A 2,679-nucleotide genomic window follows, 5' to 3' on the forward strand; every position below is an offset into this window, starting at 1 on the left:
CTATCTCATGCAATGCATGATCAATATCGCATACGGCAGAAATGTCTTCGTCGAATGCTTTTTGGTATTTTATTAACGTGCTCTTGAGTTCACTGAAATAGTCTTCGGGATCATCATCACCATTGTAGTCTTCCCGCCAGGTATTAATACGTTCATCAATATTCGGTAGCAACGTCTGTTTCACGTAATCAAGCAATTCATTTAGCTCTGATTGCGTGAACAACTGGCGGATATCCATCCGCAAGAACCCTGAATCTGGAGTGTTTACTGCCAAGTCGCGAATTCTAGAGACAACACTGAGTCTTTTGCTCTCTGGCAACAGTTGAAATTGATGCAAACGAACGATTACGTCCACGTCAGATATCGCGTACAGATATGATCCGACGCGAAGGTTTGCCACAAAATCTGATTTTCTGGAGATGTAGCGCGAGAGAAACTCTTTGTCACATCGATAGGATAGGAAGCGATTAACGCTGTCTTCATTCTCACGTCGCTTGCTATAAAATGAATCGATTCGGGTCAGTAATGCATCATAGCGATCAGGTGGAACAATTACCTTCACACCTTCTATACCCACATCTCCACAAGATACTTCGCGGAAAAGCTTTTCGATCTGGGTGCCAGCAAGGTATATATCGAGCAACTCGCGGTCTTCCGCCACCAAGCTTGCAAATGCATCGCTAATAGTAGGGTGCTTAAATTTTATAAAATGCCCAGACCCATGGCGTACCTGACTAAGCAGGCTTCCCTCAAGTGCGGAAAGTGCGTTTCGAACATCCGCCTGCGAACCACCCAAGAGAGTGACAGCTTTTTCCTCTTCATTAGTGATTCTCATAGGGCTTGGTGTCACACCTCCCCGCATGAAGACAATAGCAAGCGCCGAGCGACTGCCTGCATCAAGAGTTCGTATGATTTCTTTTAGCAACCCCATTGATTGGGTCACAAACTCATCCAACCCGCTCTTCGAAAGAATAAGGTTTTTTGTGAAGAGTGGGCTGCCTAGACGCCTCGCTATCTCAGGACTAAAACGCTGATGGGAGGCCACATCCGTCAAGAATGGTTTAACTCTAGTCTTAAACTGGGAAGACTGTGTTCCTAGTCGAATATGGTTGTAGAGTATTTGCTCACGCTCTTCTTTCGTTAACCTCTCTACATTTATTACCACTTGTGACTCATGAATATAAGGGAACGCTGATTCCTTCAGGTGGTTTCTCGCCGAGCGGTAAATATAGTCACGAGATGTGAAGACGACTCTAGCCCCACGGCGAATTGCTGCATGAATATGGGGAAACACACTGTTCCATTTTACTGTACTTGACCAGTCAAGTTGAGTAGCTCCGAAGGCGTCATCCACCCAAAAGAACTGTTTGGGTTCATGCGGATTCGAGTGCCGAACAAAGTCATCTGCATTTCGAATCTTTACTGTCGAGCAACCCCATTCATCTAGCGCTGCTACAGCTAGTGATGCGGCAATTGTAGATTTACCGCAGGCTGGTTCACCAAGTAAAAGTACAAAACCATGCTCGACCAATGCCCTTGCGCTCTTCTGGTACGCATCTGTAATGACGAATTTAGCCAAGTCGTCGCCGAGTGCGCTGAGTAACTCTTGTGCTTGGGAATATGCGCGCTCGTCCAATATTTGGCTTAAGTCGCCAAGGCCATACACTCGTGGAACAAGCATGCGTAACCTAGGAGACTCGCGGATAAATTGGGAAATACGTTCTGCGCCATAAACCGCGAAGTGTTTAATGCCTGGTATCGACTCAAATGCCTCGCGAACCTTTTCATCTGAAACACCGGTTAACCGTGCATTTGTAAGTAGGAGGTAGTTGTCTGCGAGCCCCCGAGCTGCAAGGCGTTCTGCCTTGGTTAGTTCGTCCCGTAGATCAGAGAGATGAATAGCGCTGGCAGGTTTGGATGTAAATTTACACTGAACCGTGAATGATCCCTGAAGGGATTCCGCAGCCTGTATGGCCCATGTGCCATAGAAAGCTCCGTCACGTCCTCCATCATGTGAATCATGAAAGCCTTGTACCGTCTGCCCCCATACTTCACTCACTACAGAAACACAAAGTTGCTGAAATGCTTTCCATCCAAGTGAATGAAGCTCGTAATTAACTTCAGATGCTTGTGCACTAGCGGGATAATTGGTTGGCAAATGAATTTCTCCTAAGTTAGTTGGCATCTATATAGCCAAACTAGAAATTGGCGTTAACGTTTAGTCGACCTGGGGTAGCTGAATGTTGGATGATTCATCACAAGCTTTCCTGCTCAACCGTAAACCCCGCCTTCTCAATTTCCATCGAGATTTCATCCCAGCCTGCTTGTCTAGCAAAGTACGCCATACGCTCAATCGTTTTCGGGCTCGCAGGTCGGCGATGTTCCGTCGGAACATCTTGAGGGTGCATCTTCATTGGGAGAAGGGTATGCCCTGCCCTAGCGGCCTCCTTGGCTAGCACGGAGGCAATCCTGAAACCTCCCTCGTCTATATCCCCCCAGTGGAAAACAGGAACCTCTCTTGGCAACCCCTGCAATATGCGGACGTACATATCGCGCCATGGCGAATTGGGCATGCCGGCTGTGTAAATCAGCAAGACGTTTTCCTCATGTCGAGCCCTAGCCTCTTCATGAAAGGTCGTTTGATTCTCAATGGAGATGACAGCAGACGGCACGCTCGCG

At 47.5% G+C, this 2,679-nt stretch carries 2 protein-coding genes; both read right to left on the reverse strand.

All coding sequences use genetic code 11. From position 1 onward, the window contains the following. A partial coding sequence (locus tag WC259_RS08280; protein WP_372644271.1) for a hypothetical protein occupies positions 1–2,158 on the reverse strand: 2,158 nt, incomplete at its 3' end. Positions 2,159–2,255: 97 nt separating this feature from the next. After that, positions 2,256–2,679: Wadjet anti-phage system protein JetD domain-containing protein (locus WC259_RS08285; protein WP_372644274.1), on the reverse strand; the 424-nt coding region annotated here is incomplete at its 5' end.

Source organism: Dehalococcoides sp., assembly GCF_041654235.1.
Lineage (GTDB): Bacteria > Chloroflexota > Dehalococcoidia > Dehalococcoidales > Dehalococcoidaceae > Dehalococcoides > Dehalococcoides mccartyi_B.